At 35.2% G+C, this 23,282-nt stretch carries 22 protein-coding genes, 1 tRNA gene and 1 CRISPR repeat array; of the genes, 7 read left to right on the forward strand and 16 right to left on the reverse strand.

Annotation, left to right across the window (positions count from 1 at the left end):
* Nucleotide 1: 1 nt before the first annotated feature.
* Nucleotides 2–1,066 carry an LPS export ABC transporter permease LptG gene (gene lptG / locus A9G42_RS07750; RefSeq protein ID WP_065582774.1) on the forward strand — a complete coding sequence of 355 codons (1,065 nt, stop codon included), beginning with the start codon at nt 2–4 and terminating at the stop codon, nt 1,064–1,066.
* Between the two features lie 85 nt (nt 1,067–1,151).
* Here the strand turns inward: lptG and msrB are convergent, their stop codons facing one another.
* From msrB to msrA, 3 genes are read right to left on the reverse strand one after another with little or no spacing between them, the layout of a single operon-like run.
* Complete coding sequence (gene msrB / locus A9G42_RS07755; protein ID WP_065582773.1) at nt 1,152–1,592, reverse strand: peptide-methionine (R)-S-oxide reductase MsrB; 441 nt, start codon at nt 1,590–1,592, stop codon at nt 1,152–1,154.
* A gap of 53 nt (nt 1,593–1,645) precedes the next feature.
* On the reverse strand, nt 1,646–2,167 hold the full coding sequence (locus A9G42_RS07760) for a cytochrome b (RefSeq protein WP_065653114.1): 522 nt from the start codon (nt 2,165–2,167) through the stop codon (nt 1,646–1,648).
* Between the two features lie 18 nt (nt 2,168–2,185).
* The gene (gene msrA, locus A9G42_RS07765; RefSeq protein WP_065653115.1) at nt 2,186–2,713 is read right to left on the reverse strand and encodes a peptide-methionine (S)-S-oxide reductase MsrA; all 528 of its coding nucleotides are present in this window, start codon (nt 2,711–2,713) and stop codon (nt 2,186–2,188) included.
* 156 nt (nt 2,714–2,869) lie between these two features.
* On the opposite strand from msrA, the gene A9G42_RS07770 reads away from it, so the two are divergent.
* The gene (locus A9G42_RS07770) at nt 2,870–3,142 is read left to right on the forward strand and encodes a DksA/TraR family C4-type zinc finger protein (protein ID WP_065580567.1); all 273 of its coding nucleotides are present in this window, start codon (nt 2,870–2,872) and stop codon (nt 3,140–3,142) included.
* A gap of 68 nt (nt 3,143–3,210) precedes the next feature.
* Here A9G42_RS07770 and A9G42_RS07775 read toward each other — a convergent pair whose 3' ends face one another.
* Both A9G42_RS07775 and A9G42_RS07780 read right to left on the reverse strand, forming a co-directional pair.
* Nucleotides 3,211–3,861, reverse strand: a complete 651-nt coding sequence (locus A9G42_RS07775) for a DUF421 domain-containing protein (protein WP_065567590.1) — start codon at nt 3,859–3,861, stop codon at nt 3,211–3,213.
* A gap of 539 nt (nt 3,862–4,400) precedes the next feature.
* On the reverse strand, nt 4,401–4,937 hold the full coding sequence (locus A9G42_RS07780; RefSeq protein ID WP_065653116.1) for an HPP family protein: 537 nt from the start codon (nt 4,935–4,937) through the stop codon (nt 4,401–4,403).
* A gap of 137 nt (nt 4,938–5,074) precedes the next feature.
* Here A9G42_RS07780 and A9G42_RS07785 point away from each other — a divergent pair, with 137 nt between their 5' ends.
* Together A9G42_RS07785 and A9G42_RS07790 are read left to right on the forward strand one after the other, a co-directional pair.
* Nucleotides 5,075–5,626 (forward strand): TetR/AcrR family transcriptional regulator, encoded by a 552-nt coding sequence (locus A9G42_RS07785; RefSeq protein WP_082212038.1) that lies wholly within the window; start codon nt 5,075–5,077, stop codon nt 5,624–5,626.
* 513 nt (nt 5,627–6,139) lie between these two features.
* Nucleotides 6,140–6,469 carry a hypothetical protein gene (locus A9G42_RS07790; RefSeq protein ID WP_065653118.1) on the forward strand — a complete coding sequence of 110 codons (330 nt, stop codon included), beginning with the start codon at nt 6,140–6,142 and terminating at the stop codon, nt 6,467–6,469.
* 802 nt (nt 6,470–7,271) lie between these two features.
* Here A9G42_RS07790 and tkt read toward each other — a convergent pair.
* The 6 genes from tkt to A9G42_RS07820 form a co-directional block, all read right to left on the reverse strand.
* Nucleotides 7,272–9,278, reverse strand: coding sequence for a transketolase (gene tkt, locus A9G42_RS07795; RefSeq protein WP_065653119.1), 2,007 nt, complete (start codon nt 9,276–9,278; stop codon nt 7,272–7,274).
* 139 nt (nt 9,279–9,417) lie between these two features.
* The gene (gene tal / locus A9G42_RS07800; RefSeq protein ID WP_065567596.1) at nt 9,418–10,368 is read right to left on the reverse strand and encodes a transaldolase; all 951 of its coding nucleotides are present in this window, start codon (nt 10,366–10,368) and stop codon (nt 9,418–9,420) included.
* A gap of 321 nt (nt 10,369–10,689) precedes the next feature.
* Complete coding sequence (locus A9G42_RS07805) at nt 10,690–10,920, reverse strand: FeoC-like transcriptional regulator (protein WP_065582763.1); 231 nt, start codon at nt 10,918–10,920, stop codon at nt 10,690–10,692.
* A 132-nt stretch (nt 10,921–11,052) separates the two neighbouring features.
* Nucleotides 11,053–13,329 carry a Fe(2+) transporter permease subunit FeoB gene (feoB, locus tag A9G42_RS07810; RefSeq protein WP_065653120.1) on the reverse strand — a complete coding sequence of 759 codons (2,277 nt, stop codon included), beginning with the start codon at nt 13,327–13,329 and terminating at the stop codon, nt 11,053–11,055.
* A complete protein-coding gene (locus tag A9G42_RS07815; protein WP_081295533.1) occupies nt 13,326–13,568 on the reverse strand; it encodes a FeoA family protein in 243 nt (80 codons plus the stop codon). The genes feoB and A9G42_RS07815 overlap by 4 nt, the downstream gene beginning before the upstream one ends.
* 716 nt (nt 13,569–14,284) lie before the next feature.
* Nucleotides 14,285–14,613: direct repeats of the CRISPR family, unit length 28 nt; unit sequence TTTCTAAACCGCCTACTCGGCGTTAAAC.
* A gap of 259 nt (nt 14,614–14,872) precedes the next feature.
* Nucleotides 14,873–14,944 (reverse strand) — tRNA-Arg (locus A9G42_RS07820).
* A gap of 134 nt (nt 14,945–15,078) precedes the next feature.
* Between A9G42_RS07820 and A9G42_RS07825 the strand changes: the two genes are divergently transcribed.
* Complete coding sequence (locus tag A9G42_RS07825) at nt 15,079–15,837, forward strand: MlaA family lipoprotein (RefSeq protein ID WP_065566299.1); 759 nt, start codon at nt 15,079–15,081, stop codon at nt 15,835–15,837.
* Nucleotides 15,838–15,893: 56 nt separating this feature from the next.
* Here the strand turns inward: A9G42_RS07825 and A9G42_RS07830 are convergent, their stop codons facing one another.
* A complete protein-coding gene (locus A9G42_RS07830; RefSeq protein WP_065653121.1) occupies nt 15,894–16,703 on the reverse strand; it encodes a TIGR03915 family putative DNA repair protein in 810 nt (269 codons plus the stop codon).
* Nucleotides 16,704–16,706: 3 nt separating this feature from the next.
* The gene (locus tag A9G42_RS07835) at nt 16,707–17,972 is read right to left on the reverse strand and encodes a putative DNA modification/repair radical SAM protein (protein WP_065653128.1); all 1,266 of its coding nucleotides are present in this window, start codon (nt 17,970–17,972) and stop codon (nt 16,707–16,709) included.
* 279 nt (nt 17,973–18,251) lie between these two features.
* Here A9G42_RS07835 and fabB point away from each other — a divergent pair, with 279 nt between their 5' ends.
* Nucleotides 18,252–19,463: a beta-ketoacyl-ACP synthase I gene (gene fabB, locus A9G42_RS07840; protein WP_065580577.1), complete on the forward strand. Its 1,212-nt coding sequence runs from the start codon at nt 18,252–18,254 to the stop codon at nt 19,461–19,463.
* Nucleotides 19,464–19,622: 159 nt separating this feature from the next.
* On the opposite strand, the gene A9G42_RS07845 is transcribed toward fabB, so the two are convergent.
* On the reverse strand, nt 19,623–20,765 hold the full coding sequence (locus tag A9G42_RS07845; RefSeq protein ID WP_065653122.1) for a hypothetical protein: 1,143 nt from the start codon (nt 20,763–20,765) through the stop codon (nt 19,623–19,625).
* A 378-nt stretch (nt 20,766–21,143) separates the two neighbouring features.
* Here A9G42_RS07845 and asnA point away from each other — a divergent pair, with 378 nt between their 5' ends.
* Nucleotides 21,144–22,136 carry an aspartate--ammonia ligase gene (asnA, locus tag A9G42_RS07850; protein WP_065588896.1) on the forward strand — a complete coding sequence of 331 codons (993 nt, stop codon included), beginning with the start codon at nt 21,144–21,146 and terminating at the stop codon, nt 22,134–22,136.
* A gap of 68 nt (nt 22,137–22,204) precedes the next feature.
* Here asnA and A9G42_RS07855 read toward each other — a convergent pair whose 3' ends face one another.
* Both A9G42_RS07855 and A9G42_RS07860 read right to left on the reverse strand, forming a co-directional pair.
* Nucleotides 22,205–22,594 (reverse strand): DUF1161 domain-containing protein, encoded by a 390-nt coding sequence (locus tag A9G42_RS07855; RefSeq protein ID WP_065653123.1) that lies wholly within the window; start codon nt 22,592–22,594, stop codon nt 22,205–22,207.
* A 376-nt stretch (nt 22,595–22,970) separates the two neighbouring features.
* Complete coding sequence (locus A9G42_RS07860; protein WP_081297764.1) at nt 22,971–23,234, reverse strand: SemiSWEET family transporter; 264 nt, start codon at nt 23,232–23,234, stop codon at nt 22,971–22,973.
* Nucleotides 23,235–23,282: the final 48 nt, after the last annotated feature.

Below are 23,282 nucleotides of genomic sequence, written 5' to 3' on the forward strand. Positions count from 1 at the left end.
TGTGTTTTCGATTTTAGATCGTTATATTGGTAAAACTATTTTAAGTACCATTGGTGTTAGCCTTTTTTTGCTGATTAGTCTGTCCGGTATTATCCGTTTTATAGATCAACTTCGAAAAATAAAAGTTGATTATGATGCGTTTTCTGTTGGTGTTTATACCTTTTTAATGGCGCCAAAAGACTTAGAAGTTTTCTTTCCTATGGCAGCATTATTGGGGGCTTTAATTGGTTTAGGCTTATTGGCATCACGCAGTGAACTAATTGTGATGGAAACGTCAGGCTTTAGTCGTTTCAAAATTGCCCTTGCGGTTATGAAAACAGCATTACCGCTCGTATTAATTACAATGGCAGTTGGAGAATGGATTGCTCCTATTAGCGAACAGACTGCACGCAATATGCGCTCTGAAAAGCTTTATGGTAATACCTTAATGGCACAGCAAGGCAGCATTTGGGCTAAAGACGGTAATGATTATGTGTTTATTGGGCAGGTGAATAACGATAATTCAATATCTAATGTTTATATTTATTCCGTTGATCAAAATAAGTTGCTATCCATTACCCATGCTGCTTATGGAGTATATGAAAATGACAGTTGGACTTTATCACAAGTAGAAAAAAATGATCTAACAGCGCTCAACAAAGTGGTAGGAGTCAATATGGTATCCATCCCTTGGAAAACAAACATTACCCCAGATAAATTAAGTATTGTAGCATTTGATCCTGACTCATTGTCAGCTTCTGGACTTTATCAATATTCGCAATTTCTTAAAAGCTCAGGACAAGATACCAAGTATTATGATTTGCTATTTTGGAAAAAGATTATCAAACCCGTTTCTGTTGCTGTGATGATGTTGCTCGCTTTGTCATTTATTTTTGGTCCATTACGTAGCGTATCGATGGGCATTCGTATAGTAATTGGTATTAGCTTCGGTTTCTTATTTTATATTGCTGATAATTTATTTGCGCAAGTGAGTATTGTTATTGGAATTTATCCCATCGTTGGATCGTTGATAACCAGTGTTGTATTTTTGTTAATTAGTTATATTTTATTTAAACGAAACAACTAAGCTTGCTAAGATTTTATCAACCCTATCATCTTGTTAGATGATAGGATTTTTATTTTATAAGTTCTATTTTATCGACTGTTATTTATTATTTATCAAATAGCTTTATGTACTGCCCATAACCAGCATATTCTAATTCATCTTTAGGTATAAATCGTAAAGCAGCCGAATTAATACAGTAGCGTAACCCACCTAGCTCTTTTGGACCATCAGTAAAAACATGTCCAAGATGAGAGTCGGCATTCGCTGATCGCACTTCGGTGCGACGCATAGCAAAACTGGTATCTTTTTTTTCAATAATACTACTCTTATTTATTGGCTTAGCAAAACTAGGCCAGCCACACCCTGAATCAAATTTATCTAACGAGGTAAATAATGGTTCACCAGATACTATATCGACATATAATCCTTCACGATGATTGGCATTAAATTCATTATCAAACGGTGGCTCTGTACCATTTTGTTGGGTAACATAATATTGCATAGGTGTTAATATGGATAGCGCTTTTTCTTTCATGGTTTTATTCATAAATCACCTTCTTGTAGTTTAAAGTTACTTGTTTTAATTAATGTCGGTTAACATCAGTTTAACATCGATTGCAATACTTTATCTTTAATTACAAAATAATGATATAAAGCACCAGCTATATGTATGATAAGTAAAATACCAAGTAAATATGAACTGGCTTGATGAACGCTATGAAATATTTGATAAGCCTGATTTGGCAAATCAACAACAGGTATAGAGACGATACCAAAAAAATTCAGTGGATGACGACTCATCAAGTAACCAGAGAGCGGCACAATAATCAATAAAATGTAGATAAACCCTTGCGTTGATTTTGACAAGACCCGCTGTAATTTATGATCTTTGGGTAAGACATCTGGTACGCCTACGTGCTTTATTAACACAAAGCGCCACAACGTTAATACAAAAATCAATGCACCCAAAGATTTATGTAATAAGTAAATAACCGGCATACCCCCCAAATAGTTTGACAATACCGCCTTAAACATAACCACTAAAAACGCGAGCAAAATCAAGGTAAAAGTTAACCAATGAATCCATTTTTGTTTACTGCTATATTGTGGATAGTTTTGCATAATTCAATTGCCCTTTATTTATTTTTGCCAATGCTGTGCTAAAAACTTTGATCGCCCTGATAATTGGTAATATCGATTATAATGTTGTGGGTGTTTAATGTAATAATTTTGGTGTTCATCTTCAGCTAAATAGAAAGTAGTCGCAGGTTCAATGGCTACCTTAATTGGTTTATCAAAGCATCCACTTTCTTGTAAAGCTTGTTTCGATGCTAATGCTAATTTGTGTTGAAATTCGTTATGATAAAAAATAGCTGGACGATAAGAATTTCCCCTATCAGCAAATTGACCTTGTGAGTCAGTAGGATCAATTTGTTGCCAAAAAATTTCTAGCAATTTTTTATAGCTGATGACTTTCGGATCAAACGTAATTTGCACGGCTTCAGTATGCCCTGTTGTGCCTGAACAGACTTGTTGATAGGTCGGATTAATTACATGCCCACCTGTATAACCCGATACAACATTGATCACGCCCTCATACTTATCAAAGGGTTTTACCATACACCAAAAACAACCGCCAGCAAATGTTGCTTGTTCATATTGTTGCATAAAAACCTCCACATTTTGATAGTGTTAAATTAAATACGTGCACCGCTGTAGTCAATAACATAATTTTTGGATGATTAACGCCCTAAATTACTTGAAACAGCCCAAAAAAAACACCATATCATTACCCTACTATTTCAGTTATAGGAGGCTACTTTTATGGCAAGTGGATGGGCATCTGACGATGCTGTTAACCAACAAATCGAAGGTACTATTGCCGATGCTATAGAAAACGCAAGGCGACAACTCAATTACGGTACAATTAGCGCTCACTTTTGCATTGAGTGTGGTGACCCTATCGCTGAAGCCAGAAAAATAGCATTACCTGGCGTACAATATTGTTTGACTTGCCAACAAGAAATCGACAAGCGAATTGCTAAAGCATCAAGTTTATATAATCGCCGAGGCAGTAAAGATAGTCAACTGCGCTAATCACAACAAAAGCCAAAATAAATCAGCAAGAAAGGGTGGATTGCGCCACCCTAAAATACAAGTAATGTTTATTTTTTACCTTCACGAACTGCATCATAAGGATAAATAATTAACTTATTATCAAACCACTCAGCACAAAAAATATCTTCTATTTTTTCATATCCTTGCCTTGAAATTTCACGTTTAACCCAATCTTCATCTTTTTTGAGTTGCTCAAGATTATCATGACTAATACCGCCATTTTCAATAATAAGCAGGGCAATATCTTTATCACCTTGTTTGATAATGGTTAAAGAACCGTTTAACTCGTACCAAACTTCTTTTAACTCATCAAACGAAGCTATGCCTTGTATATTAACTAAGGTTTCAAAATCTCTTACTGGCAAATTAGCTTTAACAAAATTATCTGTGATTAAATGACCATTTTTAACTAATTGAATAGGCTCACCATCTATAGCATCTCGTAGACGTGAATTTTTAGATTTGATAAATCGGATCAAAACAAGCAAGCCAGCCCAAATAGCAACTAACCCCGCTGCCTCCCATGGTGATACCGTTGGGCTCAGCAACGCTCCCCCAACGAGCGCACCAATAACCATACTACCGACCTGATCAAGCTGTGACATTGGTGCAATTTGACTTTTACCTGATAACTTGACGTAAATAAGTAAAATAACTAGTGCTAACAAAAATTTTGGTGCCATTTCTAATAAATACATTTCCTTTCTCCCAGCTAACATAATATGTTGAACTATAATTCCAAATACAGAATTGAACAAAACTTCCAAATTGGAACAGGTAACAATTTATATAAAAATCGGTGTAACTTTTGTGTAATTGACAATCAACTCACATTTATTTTATGAGCAAAAACCAAAATAAGACATGATCATTAAGATAAGTAACTATTATTGTACTCTAAAATTTAAATAATTTATAAGATTATTGCTTTGATTGTGATAACTTATTTCTATTATGCAATATTAGTTAAAATTACAACAATGAAAAACAATAATGATTGTGGTGATAAAATACCATTAATGATGACATAAAACCAACTCGAAATTGCTTTAGATTATTACTCAATACACTAAAGCAACAACGACTATCGTATTACCTTCCTTTAGAATCTTAACCGTTAAATTAACTGCAATATTAACTGTAAATCTTTGCATCCATTTGCAAGCAGGTTTGAGAAAAAACAATTATATTATTTCCAATAAAAATAATATTAGTCGCGTTTTTATTGGAAATTTATCTATAATTTTTTATTACGAAAGAGCGCAAACCAATAGATTGGCCACTTGCTTTTTCCGATAAGATTATTGACAATGTACGCAATGATAACTAATGCGATAGAGCCTGATAACACGGGAAACAGCAAAAAGCTAAAATCATAATTAATTTGATTTGCTGTTAACAATATAACTAGCGGATTAGCGCCTGCTGGTGGATGCACGCATCGCAAAAACTGCATAGCAGCAATAGCACATCCCACAGAGAAAGCGATAACGAATACTGAATCACCAAGCAACTTTAAAAACAGCAACCCAATAAACGCTGAGATAAGATGCCCAAAGATCACATTTCTAGGCTGCGCCAAAGGAGATTGAGAAACTGCAAATAAAATTACACAAGAAGCGCCAAACGGAGCCATTATAAAATAGCTACCAGAGTATATTGTCAAATATACTAATGTTAAAATTGCCAAAAAGCCGCCTAACAACCCCTGTGTTAAGTCGAGTAATTTGGGTCTACTTGGTAGTTTTTCGCCATCGAAAAAAAAGAATTTCATTCGCTATTGTCCTGTTTGGTTATAATAATGATTAAATAAAACTGTACCGATCTGTACAATATCAATAGTAGTACAGATCAGTACACCTTGCAATTTATTTCAGGTAATTTATTTTGAAAAAAACATACAAACGAATAATGGAAACGGCTGAAGCGCTGTTTTATCGAAGTGGTTTTGCTAATGCTGGCGTCGATGAGATAAGAGATAAATCAGGATGCTCTAAAACAACCTTATACAATAATTTTGGCAGTAAAGATAAATTGATACTTGAAGTATTAAAGCAAAGAGATTTGAGGTTTAAAGCAAAACTTAACGAAGCTATCTTAAACCTTAATGGAACAGAAGCTATTATGAAGATTTTTGAATGGCATGAAAAGTGGTATTGCGAAGAAAATTTTAACGGCTGCTTGTTTATCCGTGCAATGGAAGAAATACCAGAAGATTCATCATGCATATCTGATATTGTAGTAGAGCATAAAGAATTTATTCGAAATCTTATTTTTTATAAGCTTGAAAATTATCCCAATAAGGCATCTTTAACAAATAAACTAATGGTAATACTTGAAGGGCTTGCCAATATTAGTGTGGTATACAAAAATAAGCAAAACATGAATCAACAAATTCTACAAGACACGCTTAACCTCGTGCTAGAATTACTAAATAACGCCTTAGTATTTAAGAAAGATTAATTAAAAATAATGCATTATTAAGTATGTAGAAAAAGTAATGAATTTGTATTAATTGCAATTAGGAATTTTATCAAAAACTTTCAGGTAGGTCGTGTTTCAATATAAATTCGTTTTTTGCTTTTATAGAAGCGCTTTTGTGGTTTTTTACTCATTAAAGCGCTTGATCACCACCAACGTCAATCTTACAGAGCCACCTTGCATCAGCTATCTTTTTGGGCAATTAGCCTTAATTAGCCCCATAGTTTTAGCTATCGCTTAGGGATTAAGTGCTCAAGGATTAAGAATAAGCACAATAATATAATGATCACTGCGGGCGCTCAAATGCGAAAGAATGTAATCACTTCATATTTAAGCACCTATTTGGGCAAATAGGTAATGATTACCTGTTATCATCCTTCTCGTGTTTTCTGATAAAAGTTTCTACACAACCGCTGAAAATGTGAATTTAAAACAGTAAGCATGAGTTATTATATATTTTAATAAATTCTGCATGTTAATTTTAGGTAAATAAAAATGATTCAAGAAATATTGGCTAATATAAGAAATGGTCCAACTATTTTAACGTTACCTGAAATAATAAATTTGATGAATTCTCTTCAACTACTAAAAACTGAAGAAATATTAAAAAATGATGAGGATTTTTTACAATTGCTAGATTTATTAGTCGAATCTTATTGTGATTCGGCAATATTTGAAGTTAATGCTGATAATAAAGCCTATTTAAATCAATTTAGTCGCTGGTTAATTAAATTAGGAAAAAGGCATCCATTTGAGAAAAACCAAGATAACTTAAGCTCATATTCAAATATATTTTTAAAAGAAATGTCGAATACCTTAACCTAATGAAAAAAGCTTATATAAATTTATTGTGCGATAGTTGTAAAAAATATTTAGAAATCGATATCATTTAATTGCGAAGATAATTTATTACATAAAATTCAAATTAACAATCTACAACCAACAAAGGAAGTAACCGAAGAATGACTAATCATTTATAAAAAACAAAAGTTTAATTAAACATTAAATAAGCTGATACCTATTAAAAGCGCTAGCAGCTGAGTTAGCTAAAAATATTAAAATTCAAGACAACTTGAATAAGTTAACGGTTTTTAAAATAAAATAATCATTAAAACACCTCTTAGTGCAGAAATGACTATTCATTATGCGAGCAACATCAAAGAAAATAGCTTATCTTATTAGTCAAACTATCAATAAGTTAAAACTTATAATCAAGGCTATTTTATTGTTCGCTTTGTGGGCTTGCTCATACCGACCAATATAATGACTTAAAACACAATGCCGAATATAAAGATAGCTATCGAATTCCTTTTATCTTTTTTGATTCAGATAACAAACCTCAACAAAAAATTAATAAACAAATATCTGGATTACAACTTGTTTATTTATTAAGCAACTGGTTAGGAATTAAATTAGATGTACGACATGATTATATGCTAAATGAATTAACAGACATACCAGAACAAACGCAAATACAAATAAAAGACTGGAAAACCAATAAACTATTTCAGTTTGATCAATTAAAAGAAGACCCAAATCCTTTTAATTGATACTAGTTTTGAATACGCCATCAACAAATCTAAATGATGGCGTTTTTTAGTGCATTACTGAGAGTGCTAATTGTTACCTATTTCAGCAAACTTTTTGCTTGTGTAAGTACGTTTTCAACAGTAAAGCCAAATTCTTTAAACAGTTGATCAGCCGGTCCTGATTCACCAAAAGTTGTCATGCCAATAACTTTGCCATTTAACCCAACGTATTTATACCAAAAATCACTAATACCCGCTTCAATAGCAAGACGAGCTGTCACTGATGATGGCAGTACTGACTCTTTATAAGCACTATCTTGTTTATCAAATGCGTCAGTTGATGGCATTGATACCACACGTACTCTCTTTCCTGCTTGGGTCAGTTGTTGATACGCTTCAACAGCAAGCTCTACTTCCGAACCAGTAGCAATAATAATCAATTCTGGTACGCCCGTGCAATCATTTAGGATATAACCACCACGATAAACATTAGCTAGTTGTTCAGCTGTACGCTCTTGCTGTTTTAGGTTTTGTCTTGAAAAGATTAATGCTGTCGGTCCTTCTTTGCGCTCAATACCATATTGCCATGCAATCGCTGACTCTACTTGGTCACACGGGCGCCATGTGCTCACATTTGGCGTAACACGTAAGCTAGCCATTTGTTCAACAGGTTGATGCGTTGGCCCGTCTTCACCCAAACCAATTGAATCATGAGTATAAACAAATAATGACCGAATTTTCATTAACGCAGCCATGCGAATCGCATTACGTGCATATTCCATAAACATTAAGAAAGTCGCACCATATGGAATAAACCCGCCATGCAATGCAATACCATTCATGATAGCGGACATACCAAACTCGCGCACACCATAATGGATATAATTACCACTAGGATTAGCTAAAATTTCTTTTGATCCTGACCACATAGTTAAGTTGCTTGGCGCTAAATCAGCTGAACCACCTAAAAACTCAGGTAAAGCAGGTGCAAAGGCTTCAATGGCATTTTGCGATGCTTTACGTGTTGCAATCGTTGCAGGGTTAGCTTGTAATTTATTCACCACATCGTTAGCAATTTGTAACCAATTTTCAGGCAAATCACCATCAACACGGCGTGTAAATTCTTTGGCTAATTCAGGATAAGCTTTTGCATACGCATCAAAACGGGCATTCCATTCATCTTCACACTGCTTACCTTTATCTTTAGCATCCCAAGCATCATAATAAGCTTTAGGAATTTCAAAAGCAGGGAAATCCCAGCCAAGTGCTTTACGTGTTGCTTCAATTTCGGCATCACCTAATGGCGCACCATGGCTTTCATGGCTACCCGCTTTATTTGGCGAACCAAATCCGATAACGGTTTTACACATTAATAATGACGGTTTATCAGTTACTGCTTGTGCTTGCTCAATGGCTTGTTTTAGCGCTTTGGCATCATGACCATCTATACCACTAATCACATGCCAACCATAAGCCTCAAAACGTTTAGCTGTATCATCAGTAAACCAACCTTCAACTTCTCCATCAATTGAAATGCCATTATCATCATAAAATGCGATGAGTTTTCCTAATTTAAGAGTACCAGCCAACGAACATACTTCATGCGAGATACCTTCCATCATACAACCATCGCCCATAAACACATAAGTGTGGTGATCAACAATAGTGTGATCGGGCTTATTAAATTGCGCAGCTAAGGTTCTTTCGGCAATAGCCATACCAACGGCATTAGCAATACCTTGCCCTAGTGGACCTGTGGTCGTTTCAACCCCTGGCACATAACCATATTCAGGATGACCTGCTGTTTTTGAATGCAACTGGCGAAAATTTTTAAGATCATCAATTGTCACCGCATAACCTGTTAGATGCAATAAACTGTAGATCAACATAGACGCATGACCATTTGATAAAATAAAACGATCGCGATCAGCCCATTTTGGATTAGTTGGATTATGCTTTAAAAAATCACGCCAAAGGACTTCAGCCATATCCGCCATACCCATAGGTGCTCCAGGATGGCCTGATTTTGCTTTTTGCACGCCATCCATGCTTAATGCCCTTATCGCATTCGCCAGTTCGCGGTGAGATAGTGAGGTTGCATTCATGTTGTAATCTCCAAAAAAATTTTTGAGTTAAAAATTGTTAATACATGCAAGGTAAAATTACTTGCGAAATCGTTAGTCAAATTAACAAAACAAAATAGTGGTAAAGATGGGGAGTTAACTCCCCTAGTGCTCAAAATGATTATAATAATGCCCCAATCATATCTTCTAATTTGCCTTGGTCTATGGCAAAAGCACGGATTCCTTCGGCTAGCTTTTCAACTGCCATAGCATCGCTATTATGTTGCCATCTAAATTCGGCTTCAGTCATTGGCTCTGGTCGAGCAACTACAGGTTGATTTGGATTAAGTTTTTGAACAACAGTGGCATTTGATTGTTGCATTTCGGCAAGTAAGTTAGGTGCAATAGTCAATCTATCACAACCAGCTAACGCTAAAATCTGATCGACTTTACGGAAGCTCGCACCCATGACAATGGTTTTATAACCATGCTGTTTATAGTAATTAAAGATATTGCGAACAGAAATAACGCCTGGATCTTCATCCGCATTGTAAGGATCAATAGGTTTTTTAGCTTGATACCAATCATAAATACGCCCAACAAAAGGCGAAATTAAAAAGACATTTACTTCAGCACAAGCTCGTGCCTGTGCAAATGAAAACAATAAAGTAAGATTACAGTTGATGCCTTCTTTTTCGAGCACTTCAGCCGCTTTAATACCTTCCCACGTTGATGCAATTTTAATTAAAATACGTGACTTATCAATGCCCTTTTCTTTATAAAGCGCAATGATTTTACGAGCTTTTTCAATACACGCTTGTTTATCAAAAGACAAACGAGCATCGACTTCGGTCGAAATGCGCCCTGGCACTGATTTTAAAATTTCAGCACCGATATTGACTGCCACTTGATCGCAAGCATTAATCAATTGCTGTTCTTTGCTACCACCTAATTTTTTAGCTGTTTCAATCGCAGAATCAATCAAATACCGATATTGAGGAAGCTGTGCCGCCTTTAAAACAAGAGAGGGATTAGTTGTTGCATCTTCAGGCGAAAATTGTTTAATCGAATCGATATCACCTGTATCGGCTACAACCACTGTTAGTTTTTTAAATTCATCTAATTGATTCATATTTTTTATCCTCATACAGCGCTTTACTATAATGAAAGTATAATAACATTTATTCGATAATAAAACGACTTTGTCATCGGCCGATGATTTCATTATATTGTTGGCAAAAACAAACATCTCAAACTGCAAATAAGACGTTATTATCAAGCTTTACCAAGATAAATTCACTTATTTTGATTAGTTATATTTACCGTACAAATAATTTCAATTATGAGAACTAAATCACAAAATCAAATCTCTATTAATTTATATTAATCTACCAACAAAAATAAAAACTAATGAATACTAAAATAGTCAGACAAATCTAACAAATGCATTTGATTACCCCCAAGCATATTCAATATGATTTGTTAAATTACAACTTGAGCAAGAATGGCATTTATCTGCTTGACAAGGAAGTGATTGATTTTGCGCTATCAATTTAATCATTCCTTTTTTTATCCAAAACCGTAACATCTGCTCGGTGGCACTTTCAGGTAAACGAAAGTGCCTTGCAATATCTTGCAATGATGCACGGCCTTTTAATTGCACATAATCACGAATTGACGTCATTAACATAACATTAATATGATTTGTAGGGCGAGCCCTGCAAATCGCTCCTCTATTATTATTTTTACAAATTAACCAGCCATTTATTTAATGACAATACAATAATTTTTAACGATTTCATAAACTGAGTTCAACTTATTGATTTAAAGTTGAATATCGTCCTAAAAAACGCATAAACAGCAAAGCCACAACAATAAAAATACAGCATCCTAAGATCCACCAAGTAGCTACAGCCGAATGCCCAAGCAAAGTACATTGGTAATAAATTGTTGCTGCTAGCCACGCAATAGTAAAAGTCCAAATTGCCACAAATATCATCCATTTTGAACCAGCCTCACGATATACAGCCCCTAACGCTGCGGCACAAGGCGTATAAAGTAAAATAAATATCAAATAGCTCATAGCGGCAGAAGGCGAACCAAAAGCCATTTTAATTTGTGAAATCGTCTCCGAATCTACCTCTAAATCAACTTTTAACGAATCCATATCTTGCGAAACAGCAGTGAGCCCTAATGGATCTAAGACCGCATCAGACAAGGTCTGCAAATTTTGGGGAATGGTAGCTAATGCTTTTAAAACGCCTTGTGACAAACTGAATGGCTCAGCTTGTTCGTTATTATCATTCATAGAATAAAGTGAATTTAATGTTGCAATTACCGATTCCTTAGCGAAAATACCAGTAAAAATACCCACTGTTGCAGGCCAATTATTGTTGGTAATGCCCATTGGTGCAAATACTGGAGTGATCTCTTGGCTAATCACTGAAAGCATAGTGTCTTGTGAGCTTTCAGCCCTAAACGATCCATTGCTTCCCCATGAATTAAGTAAGCTTAATACCGTCACCATTAATACAATAGCTTTACCTGCTCTAAATATAAATGACTTTAACCGTTGCCACGTCAAACTAAATAAGCTGCTTAAAGTCGGAATACGATAAACAGGCATTTCCATAATAAACGGCGTTAATGAACCTTTTAATAGCGTAAATTTAAGCACAAACCCCGTTAGCATAGCCACAGCAATGCCGATCAAATATAAAGTAAACACCACTATCGAAGCATTCTTAGGGAAAAATATCACAGCAAACAACGCATACACAGGCAATCTTGCCCCACACGACATAAAAGGGATCATACAAATCGACATAATACGATCACGAGTGCTCTCTAGCGTTCGTGTACCCATAATAGCTGGCACCCCACAACCAAAACCAACTAGCATTGGCACAAATGCCTTACCTGGTAAACCAATAGATCGCATCAATCGGTCAATGACCATTGCTGCTCTGGCTAAATAGCCTGAATCCTCCAAAAAAGATAAACAAAAAAACATGGCACCAATAACAGGAATAAACGTCGAAACAGTTTGAACACCTCGACCAATGCCATTAGCTAAAATCGCGATAAGCCAATTTGGTGCATTTATAGCATGAAGTAATTCAGTTGTGCCATCAACAAAAACAGTACCACACAGTACATCAAAAAAATCAATAAATACTGCCCCAAAATTAATCGCCACCATAAACATGGCATACATAGCCAACAAAAAGAAGGGAATGCCAGTAATGCGTCCTAAGGTAATATTATCAAGTATTTCAGAAAACCGATGACTAAGCTCACGTGGTTTCTCAATCACCTTTTTACAAATTGCATCAATCGTATCATAACGAGCGCTAGCAAGTGCCACATCAATTTCATTATCACACCATTGCGCAAGTTTTAAACGACAATCCACTAACATTTTTTTCTCACATGGCGCCAAGTTATAACGCGAATCATCCAATAATACATCCATCAATTGCCAGCGATTAAATTGTCGTATAATGCTATCTTCGGGTAGATCGCAAACATAACGATTAATCACAGTTTGCTGCTCTTCACCAAGTAGATCAACCGACGGCTGAGCTATTTGTGGATTTTTCGACATGGCTTCAATTTGTTGATAAAAGTGCGATAAACCTTGTTTTTTTGTAGAAGATATCGCAACAACAGGACAACCAATTAGTGCGGACAACATATCAACATTAACCTGTTCGCCAATAGCTTTAATAGCATCCATCATATTTAGCACAACAATTATGGGGACCTGTAAATCAATTAATTGGCACGTTAAATAAAGGCTACGTTGCAAATTTGTTGCATCAATAATATTGATAATAACGCTGTCACTTTCAGATAAAACAAATTGACGAGCAATAAGTTCATCTTGCGAAACACTGAGCGGATCAGGCTCTATCGAATATGTGCCAGGCAAATCGATAATCTCATATTGCCTATGATGATAAGTAAAAATACCCGTTTTACGTTCCACAGTCACGCCAGGCCAATTTCCTACTCGCTGTTTAGAGCCTGTTAATAAGTTGAACAACGTAGTCTTACCGCAGTTAGGGTTACCAATGAGTGCTATCTTCACGCAATAACCTCCATTACTTCAATAGCTTTCGCTTCATTACGACGTAAACAAAGCAAAAAACCACGCATTTTGATCTCGATCGGATCACCAAGTGGCGCAACACGCACAACCAAAACCTTACAACCAGGTGTAATACCCATTGCAAGTAACTTTCGGCGAAAGGGTAACGACTCGGGCAACAATCTAGAAATAACCGCCTCGTGCCCTAAAGGTAGCTGGTTAAGGGTAAAAGATGACATTATTTTTCCTAAAAAAGATGACAGTACTGATAAAAAAGTAATAGCATTAAATTAACAACACGTATTTTAAAGAAAAGTTATTTTTAATATAAAAATGCGAATCACTCGCAACAATGACAAATAAAACGCGAAAAAATGACCAAACAGATCAAATAATAAAAACATATGGCATCAAATAATCAAAAATCAATCTAAGAAATTAAGTTTTTATTTAGATGATAAATTAATTATCACTAAAAATAATAAATAGTATCTGGCTACCAAATTTTTAATTGGACAACTCGTGGTAAACCTACATCAATCTAAGACAAAATTGTAAAATGAACGAGCTATTCTGAGGAACGATCATTGCCACATAATTAAAATACGCACAAAGCTCTACTGTTATAGTAATATTAGCTATTTCTTTATCTTCAACATTAATGCTAGCGTTATTTTGTAATTAAAAATGTAACGCTATCAAAACTCGATAAATCACAATGTAAAAACTTTTAGGTGGATGTGCGTTTGAGTATAAAATTTGCTAATTACAAACCTAGAGCGTCAACACTATTCAACGCTGAATAAATAGCAATAATTATCTTCGAGTGTTGTAAAATATCAGCTTACTGCTTTATTAAATTTTTAAAATAAATCATTAAGATATTATTTTTATATAAAATAAACACCTATACGGCGTTAAGCTATAAATTTTGGGAGGTGCGAGCCCCCGCAATTTTCTAAACTGCCTACTCGGCGTTAAACTACACCACAATTTGGTGTTATTACTCCTGTGTTTTCTAAACCGCCTACTCGGCGTTAAACGATGCCACCCTTTATTAACATCCTCCCCGTTCGTTTCTAAACCGCCTACTCGGCGTTAAACTTGAATACGGCATGTATATATTTTCTTTTTCATTTCTAAACCGCCTACTCGGCGTTAAACGCAGTTTAACAACTACATCCTCTCCTGTTTGATTTCTAAACCGCCTACTCGGCGTTAAACTCAAATCTTTAGCTAAAACAATTGGATACTCATTTCTAAACCGCCTACTCGGCGTTAAACTAGAAACAAACATACTATAAACTTTGTTTGCCAAAAGGCAAATAGGATTTTTGTCTCCAAAAACCCTTTTTTGCAGAAAATCACTAACACAATGTTTTTATTTGTTTTATTTTACAGCTCAAAAAAAGGGTTATAAAGCTTTAGATGATTTGATAAGGCGTAAATTTTACTGTACAACAAAATTGACTTAATTGATTTATAGTGAGCATCAAAGTTTATTGCGGATATCAATGTAAAGCTGTGTCTGTTTGGCGGGTTTTGACCCCAGCAGGAATCGAACCTGCAACTAGCCCTTAGGAGGGGCTCGTTATATCCATTTAACTATGAGGTCATAGGAGGCTTATTCTAATAAATTTGCAAAGATAATGCCATTTAAATAACGAAAAATTTTTTATTTTTTTTATTCTAAGTAATCATGATACAATTGAACTATATTTAACCTCATTAAATTTAATTAAAGATACTATGAAAAAACGAATAGTTGGTATGATGTTTTCTGTGATGGCGCTTACCAGTTGTGCCACTTATCAACCTGAAACAAATTCCTATAGTGACCCATTATCTGGCTTTAACAAAACCATGTTTAATGTTAACTACTATGCGCTTGATCCTTATGTCTTACGTCCAGCTGCAGTTGCTTGGAAGGATTACGTTCCATCACCTGTTCGTACAGGTGTAGTTAACTTTTCATCTAATCTTTCCGAACCTGCATCAATGGCAAACAACTTATTACAAGGCGATGTTCACAAAGCGGGAACACATTTAGCACGCTTTTTCTTAAATACGGTTTTCGGTTTTGCTGGTTTGGTGGATGTTGCAAGTATGTCAGATCCACAATTGCAAAAAGGTGGAAAACGAACTTTTGGTGATGTTTTAGGTCATTACGATGTGCCTTATGGCCCTTATGTTGTATTACCATTTTATGGTTCCGCAACGTTAAGAAACGAAGGTGGTAGCGTGGTTGATACTCTTTATCCTCCACTTGTTTGGTTAGATTGGCAATGGGCGTTAGTACGTGGTGTATTTGACGGTATTGAAGCTCGTGCAGTTGCGATTGAATATGAAGATTTAATTAAAAATAGCGATGACCCTTATAACTTTATGCGCAATGCTTACTTTCAACGTCATGACTTTGTAGCCTCTGGTGGTAAAGTAGACGAAAATAAACAGCAACAACGCGAAGAATCTATTAATGATTTTATTAACGATATTGATTCTCAATAATTTTTATTAAATTATACTAAAGGCTGTCAATTATTGGCGGCCTTTGGTTTTAGGATTTATTTCAACATGAGTTTCATTTCTGGCAAATAATGCCAAAATCGACTTGGCATTTGTTGCCTTTGTAATTTGGGGTTGATTCGTTCCTTGATAGTTAACGCATTACAATAACGTAACCACATGGTTTGAAATAATGCTTCATCCCTAGCTAGATAATTTTTATTCACTTGACTGTTAATAATCAAATCATCTTTATCAGTCAGCGAAACGGGTTCAATGCTATGTAAATTATAAATATAACCATATTCGCGCTTTTCATCATAAATAGCCCACTTTTGATCAGCAAAACGATCTTTAAAAAACTTTAGTACCAACGGCAATACGTTATATATAGGAGCAATGATTGAAAAATAGATTTTATCTTCTTTATCATTAAACACATCTTTAACAGGATTATTTATAGCACTAAAACGTACAAATTGGATCACACGATGCCGTTCTCGGCTAACTTTTTTAGCGATACCATGTACCGCCAGCACATCTTGATCGGCAAAATCGGTTTCGATTGATTGAGATGATTTAAATACCTTGCAAATATAGCGAAAAACGATTAAATCACTTTCGGGCAGTTCAGATAACCAAACATACATTAAATGGCGTAGAGCAACTTTACTAAGTTTGTTAATTAATGCCTTTCGAACACGCTCATACTTGGCATTATCAAATTCGACATGATGTGTGTCAGATACTAATAGTGGCTCTACCTGCTCTGTAGCTAACAAACATTCAGGCATTTTTTTAAGCTTAAAAGCCTCAAATACCGCACATAATAATCCTTCAAAGCTTTTATCGTAATAGAATGCTAACATGCTCTACCATCCCATGACTAGTTGATGTGGAATATTATCTTGCTTTGCCTCTAACAAAGGGCGATCTTGCAAAGAGAGTCGGATATACTCGGCCGATGAATCAAGCACCTTAAATTTCCTCATTTCATGACAAACAATAAAAAATTGCGCACGCTTTAAAACAACGCCAATGCGCTTAAGCGCATCAAAAGTAAGCTTTCGATGACGCCTTGCCATCACAATCAACTTGGCCGATTTAACACCAATACCTGGCACCCGCAAAATTTTTTGGTAGCTATCACGGTTAACATCAACTGGAAAGCATTGTGGGTTGCGGATGGCCCAAGATAGCTTTGGATCGACAGTCAAATCAAGATCGGGGTATTGATCGTTAACAATTTCATCAACATTAAAATTATAAAAACGCAGTAACCAGTCCGCTTGATATAAACGGTTTTCACGCACTCTTGGCACCTCTTGCACTACAGGTAAACGTTTATCGTAACCATTTACAGGAATAAATCCCGAATAGTAAACCCGCTTCATACTGGGTCGTTTGTAAAGTTTGGCCGTTAATTGTAATATCTGTTTATCTGATTCATCTGTTGCACCAATAATAACTTGTGTACTTTGACCGGCGGGTACAAATTTGGGTGTGGCACGAAATTTTTTGCGATCTTCAATATTTTCTAATAGATTTTGATGAATTTGACGCATAGGCTGATAGATGCTTTGGTGATCTTTATCAGGTGCTAATAATTTAAGATTTTCTTCGGTTGGAATTTCCAAATTAACACTCATCCTATCAACTAATATGCCAGCTTGATTAATTAGCTCGTTACTTGCACCAGGGATCGCCTTCATATGAATATAACCATTAAAATCGTGCTCATGGCGCAAAATTTTTACCACTCTAATCATTTTTTCCATGGTATGATCGGGACTTCTAACTATGCCCGAACTAATAAATAAACCCTCAATATAATTACGACGATAAAACTCAATGGTGAGGTTAGCCAATTCACGCGGAGTAAAACCAGCTCTAGGAATATCGTTACTTTGTCGGTTAATGCAATAAGCGCAATCAAATATGCAATAATTAGTTAGCATAATTTTAAGTAAAGAAACACATCGCCCATCAGCGGTAAATGAATGGCAAATACCAGATTTATATGCATTACCTATGCCTTTATTTTTATTATTTCTTGATGCACCACTCGACGAGCAAGAAATATCATATTTTGCCGATTCAGCTAAAATTTCCAGTTTGGTTATTATTTTTTCAGTCATATTGAACTTAATATTTACCTGTTTATTTATACAGTATATCGTAACCATAGTAGTTTTTGCAAGTATATATTGCTGACAAAAACCGTCATCACTCACTATTTTAATCATTTTTTTAAGCAGTAAATTTATTGTAATTGCTTTACCTATATAAATAATTAAGGCGATATTAGGATACAGAAATAAAAAACACGGCAAAGTATTGTTCAGCTTACAACTGTACGCTATAATCAACGCACTTTTTTGTATGAAGCCAGATATAACTTAGGAGCTAAATAGTAAATGAAACGTGTTGTTATTACAGGGTTAGGAATTCTTTCAAGTATTGGGAATAATACTAAAGAAGTTTTAGAATCACTAAAAATTGGCCGTAGCGGTATTACCTTTTCTCAAGAAATGAAAGATAGCGGTATGCGTAGCCATGTATGCGGAAATGTCAAACTAGATACTACAGGATTGATTGATCGCAAAGTTGTTCGTTTTATGAATGATGCTTCTATTTATGGTTATCTTGCTTTGCAACAAGCTATTGAAGATGCAAAATTAACCCCTGAACAAGTTTCTAACCCTCGTACTGGTCTAATTGCGGGCTATGGTGGTTCAACTAAGACACAATACAATGTCGTTGCTGGCATGAAAGAAAAAGGATTACGAGGAGTTGGTCCTTATGCAGTAACCAAATCAATGTCATCAGCAATTTCGGCTTGTTTAGCAACCCCATTTAAAATTAAAGGTGTTAGCTATTCAATGACATCAGCTTGTGCAACATCGGTTCACTGTATTGGTCATGCAGCTGAACTCATTCAACTTGGCAAACAGGATATTGTTTTTGCTGGCGGTGGTGAAGAGCTTTGCTGGGAAATGTCTTGCGAATTTGACGCTATGGGCGCTTTATCAACCAAATATAACGACAATCCAGAAAAGGCATCACGTGCTTACGATAAAAACCGTGATGGCTTTGTTATTGCTGGCGGTGCGGGGATGGTTGTTGTTGAAGAGCTAGAACATGCTCTTGCGCGTGGAGCTCATATTTACGGTGAACTTGTTGGCTATGGTGCAACATCAGATGGTCATGACATGGTGGCACCATCAGGCGAAGGTGCAATGCGCTGTATGCAACTAGCTATTCAAGACTTAGATGTACCTGTTGATTATATCAATACTCATGGTACATCAACCCCAGTTGGAGATGTCAAAGAATTGTGGGCAATCAAACAAGTTTTTGGTGATAACATTCCAGCGATTTCATCAACCAAATCAATGACAGGCCACTCATTAAGTGCCACTGGCGCACAAGAGCTTATCTATTCATTATTAATGTTAGAGCATGGCTTTATTACTCCAAGTATAAACATTGATGAACTTGATGAAGCGGCTATTGGTATGAATATTATTACCGAACCAACTGAACGTGAACTCACAACAGTCATGTCAAATAGTTTTGGTTTTGGTGGCACCAATGCCTCAATTGTAATGAAAAAATACAAAGCTTAATAAGCATTAAGTTAGTATCAATCAATAAAAAACCGTTTATTTAAGAACGGTTTTTTATTGATAACGTTATATGAGATAACTCCATAAACTCACCTTAATTCATGATATTATGCTTGATATTAAAGAGCAATTTTAACTGAAATTAATAATGCCAATAAATTAAGGTTTTGGATGAAAATCCTCAATTTCATCACGCCAACGATTATAGTTCCAACTTACAATTTTGGCTGTTATCTCTGTCAGGTAACCTTGCGCTGCTTGTTTTTGTGCTGGGGTGAGGATCTGTTCTAAATGATTTTGAATTTGCTCGTTATATTCCCAAACTGGGGGGAGTTGCTCAGAATCCCACGCTAAATTGTTACCTTGTTCCTCGATTTTTTGTTTAGCATAATCACTTAATAGCGACCATGCATAGGCTTTAACAATATCATGCTCACGGCCTAATCCATATAAATAGGCTTCGGTAACCCGTAATATACCAATAATCGAGCTATGCTCCGCCATTAACTGCGCATAATCAATCGACAATTTTAAATCTTCTGATTTTAAGGATTTTCGGTATTCAGTTAATTTATTAATCTTTTTATAATGTTCATCTTTATAATGGTCGCCTTGTTGAAATAACATTCTGGCTATCAAGGCCTCGTAGCAATGATAGCCCCCTTCAATGGCATAGTTTAGATATTTAATACTTTTTTCTAATTTATCATCTGGACATGGAAATGCCATTCCTTTCTCATTATATCCACAAGGGCTATACCGCCAGCTTTTTCGGTAAGCAAAATAGGGATATTTTAAATCAGCAAACTTATCCCATAAATAACCTCTCATTTTAATACTTCTAAACACTTTAGGTTCAACTAGTGGGTTACCGGCATTATCCACTAACTGATCGCGATATTTACGTATAAACTCAGTAAAAGACATCATGATACCATCTTCTTTTCCCCTTCCATCATACAAATCTTCCCAATGAAGCAGTTCATAATAATAAGGCATCGCATTTTTATCCCATTGCCAAGCATGTTTAATAAATTTTACTAAGTTATCAGGATTAACGACTCCATAGAATACTTGATCGTCGAATGCATGCCTATATAGCTGTTCAGCTTCGTCTATGCGTAATAATTGATTTTCGGGAATAGTTGAAGGATAAATTGTATAGTCCATAGGTATAGTTTCCGATTCAACATAATTTTTACTTTGCGCAGAAAAACAAAAATAGAATAGACATATACTAATAACCATTAATGTACTGATAAATATCAGCATCAATTTTACTGCTTTGCGAGGATGATTCATTAAATATACTCCAAATTATTTCGATTAAAGACACTCACATCAATAATTCTCGCCTATCATTTCACTTTTTATTATTTTGTTATAGTAATTGCCTATTTTATCAATAACATTTTGATTAGCACGGATTATTTAATTATATATTTGAAATAGTGACAAATCAAAAAAAATTAAATAAAATCAATTAGTTTTCTGAATGTTTTTGTGTGATTCTAATTAATTTTATAAATTTCTTTATGTTAGCAATGCGCTAAATTATCAAAAACCATAAAACTAAATACGTATAAAACCTTGTTTTAATACTCTATCTACATCTTGCAAAATGTACTCATCTAGTTTACCTTACTCATACACCAAAAACTAAATAACTAGAGTGTAAACATGACGATATCATTTAAAGAGCAACAGCAGCGAATTAGCTTTGTTAAGCAATTTTTTGCCAATCAGCTTGCCGAGCGTTTATCACTTATTGAAGTGCAAGCCCCGTTATTAAGTAAAGTGGGCGATGGTATTCAAGATAATTTGTCAGGAACTGAGCACGCAGTACAAGTTAAGGTAAAAGCAATTCCTAATGCACAATATGAAGTTATACACTCACTTGCAAAATGGAAACGTAAGATTTTAAGTGATCACCAATTCGAAGCTGGCGAGGGAATTTATGCAAATATGAAAGCATTGCGCCCTGACGAAGATCAGCTTTCGCCAATTCATTCCGTTTATGTTGATCAGTGGGATTGGGAAAAGGTCATTCGCCCTGAAGATCGCAATTTAACTTATTTAAAACAAACTGTCGATAATATTTATGCCGCTATTAAAGCAACCGAAAAAGCGGTATCTCAACAGTATCATCTTTCACGCTTTTTACCCGAATCAATCACTTTTATCGATAGCGAACAACTTTTAAAACGCTATCCAAATTTACCGCCCAAAGAACGCGAAAACGCCATCACCAAAGAGCTTGGCGCTGTATTTTTAATTGGTATTGGCGGTAAGCTCTCAAATAATGAAAGACACGATGTGCGTGCTCCTGATTATGATGATTGGAGCAGCAATAACGATTTAGGCTCTAAAGGTTTGAATGGCGATATTTTAGTGTGGAATTCGGTATTAAATAGCGCCTTTGAAATTTCATCAATGGGTATTCGTGTCGATCCTGAAACATTAAAACGCCAATTAAAGTTGACTAATGACGAAGATCGCTTGCAATTTGCTTGGCATAACGCTTTAATCAATGGGGATTTATTACAAACGATTGGTGGCGGTATTGGTCAATCACGACTAACAATGCTACTTTTACAGCAAAAACACATTGGCCAAGTACAAGCAAGTGTATGGAGCGATGATACCAAAGTAAATTACAACCATTTACTATAACCATGCCATAAAAATATAGGGCACTACGCCCTATTTTTTGACTCAAGACTGTGACTAACTACTGATAATTAATTCTGTACCGGTACTAATTGATTATCTTGGGGAATCGGTTGAGCATTTTGTTCTGTTGGATTAATTGTTGAAGGCTGTGTTAAGTTGTCCTCATCACTTTGTGTAGGCTCATCTTTTGCATTAGTTGACGGTGTTTGTGACGTGGTTGTAGTGCTATATAAACGAACATAAATAATATGTTGCTGACCACGATCACATGATCCCACAATTTTACCTTCAATTTGCTGTTCTGACTTATCAACCGATTCTAATTTCAGCTGAAACAGTGACGGATCTACGCCATTATTTTTGATTTTTTCGGCAATGTTACGGCTAATTTCATCACAATTTGATGCCGCCGCCAACATCGGTAAACCAAGTAAAAACATGCCGATTAATTTTTTCATTTTTTTCCCTTTTATATGTAATTTAACTACCATCTGCAATAGAAAATGATTGGAAAATTTACCTTTACTTTTTGAATTACAACTACAAATAACATTGCGCCATAATTAAATATCCAACAAATCTGCTAACACAACTTATTCACAGTAAAGTTTGATAACAGTTTAACAAACCTGTTGATAACTAAAAAAACCATTGATTATTAAATAGTTTTTAAATAGATCAAATATTAAACTTCTCTAGTTATGATTTTATTTAGCTTAAAAAAGCTTACTTTTTCAACCTGATTCAAAAGGCCTTGCATTATCATTGAAAACAAAATTCCCACAAAACAGCAATAACCCTATAATTAATTACCGTTCAATGGCTTTACCTTATTTATAGAGCGGTAAAAAAAGCCATTAAGCCAAAAAACACACCCGGCGAATTAGCAATTGCAATTGGCCAGTCTTTTTTTTCTCTTAATAAACCATAGCAAACCCAAAGTGAGCAGTTAATCGCAGCTGCTAATGGCTGAGTAGGATTTGATTTAAGCCCATGTAAATTATCAATGATTTGAGGAATATAAGAAACATACATCCCTAATGATGCAAATGTAGCAACAATCCCTAAAACACGAAAAGCTTTTGGTGAAAGATGCAAAACTGCCTCCTAATATCATTTATTAATTATTAAAGTATGTATTAATTA

Origin of the sequence: Gilliamella sp. Nev6-6 (assembly GCF_001690605.1) — a bacterium.
Taxonomy (GTDB): Bacteria; Pseudomonadota; Gammaproteobacteria; order Enterobacterales; family Orbaceae; genus Gilliamella; species Gilliamella apicola_C.